Origin of the sequence: Methylobacterium oryzisoli (assembly GCF_046557895.1) — a bacterium.
GTDB lineage: Bacteria > Pseudomonadota > Alphaproteobacteria > Rhizobiales > Beijerinckiaceae > Methylobacterium > Methylobacterium oryzisoli.
Genome location: NZ_JBKIBX010000115.1, coordinates 1 through 1,355 on the forward strand (window position 1 = coordinate 1; position 1,355 = coordinate 1,355).

Genomic DNA, 1,355 nt, shown 5'->3' on the forward strand with positions numbered 1-1,355 from the left:
CCCGCTCCAATTTTCCCAACCGAACAGAACGTCTTACGAGAAAGCCGCCTTCGGGCGGCTTCGTCGTTTCTTGGGCCTCTGTGGGCGATCGGTGGGCAAACGGAGGGCAGCGGAACGGCTTTGCGCCTGCCCCGCTGCCAACCGTCCTTGAGCGTTCCCTTCAACGCTGCGAGAACGGTCTGCTCGCCCCACCATCGAACCTACCTGATCAGATTCGTGGAAGCCGGGCCGATCGCTTCGGCACCAGTGCGGGCCATGATCGGGAGAACTGTCACGGCATGGACAGCACGGTAGTTCCCACAGGTGCATCGAACTCCGAGCCTGCCGAGCACGAAGTTCGACGCAGCTTCAACAATCAGATTTTTTTGGGCGACTCATTGCTAATGAGATGGCAGAAGCGAAGGACGTGCTGTGTGTAGCTATTCATGTGATGCTCAAGATCGGAAAAATTAAATCGAACCTCGATCGAGGGGGTAAGCCCATTATTGAAATCAATTTCATACTGTGTGAGCCGTTCAAAACAGCAATAACTCGAAGAACCCTCTAAGGATGCTTCGATAAATTCTGACAAAGACCGAATTACTTCCGATCTTTTGGCGCGTCGATACGCAAGTTTGTGCACTTCGGAGCCTGCCATTAGGCGAAGGCCCGGGGCAATGTTATCCTCTTCGATGCGTTGAACGGTGATCCCATAGCATCTGAGCACAAGATCGAGATTGCGGTCTCTCGTATATATACGCCAGAAGTCGGTGCGATGGCTATAATCAACGAAAGTATCATTCCCGATAGAGGGGCAGCAATCGATCACGCCTCTGAGTGTATAAGCAGGCAGCGTGACGCGTCTGCCAAGGCGGCGGCGCACATACATGGTGTAGATGGTGCAAGCAGGAGCGTTGGGGGAGACAACAACAGACATAACGATCACTCTCAATAAGCTTTTTGCAGGAAAACGCAGGCGTGAAAAAGTTGCAACATCGGAGTCAAACGACCCCTCTGGTAGCAAGATCAACGCAGTACTGAAATTAACACCAGCGATGTGAGGTTTTCATCTCTCGCCGGCCAGTCTAATGACCGGCGTGAGTTCGTTCTACTCGCCGGCCGAACCGGGTGCAAGCTTCCTGTTTCCGATTCGGAGGTGCTGTTTCAAATCACGGACGTCAGGCCCTGGCGTCAGACTGCCTGCGAGAAAAGGCTGACGAGGATCATGACCGTGGCCTGCACGAGAGACGGGCGCGGAGGATGGAGTGGCTGGGCCGAGAGCGGCTGCGGGCGCGGCTCATCCAATCGGACCTTCGACCGCCAGCCCATCCGCGCGACTGCTGAGTAGAGGCCGTCTGCCGGCCGTCTACTACGAT

The 1,355-nt window shown here is 55.2% G+C and carries 1 protein-coding gene; it reads right to left on the reverse strand.

Annotation, left to right across the window (positions count from 1 at the left end):
* Nucleotides 1-355: 355 nt before the first annotated feature.
* A complete protein-coding gene (locus ACKUB9_RS34275) occupies nt 356-1,009 on the reverse strand; it encodes a hypothetical protein (RefSeq protein ID WP_407531162.1) in 654 nt (217 codons plus the stop codon).
* Between the last annotated feature and the right edge of the window lie 346 nt (nt 1,010-1,355).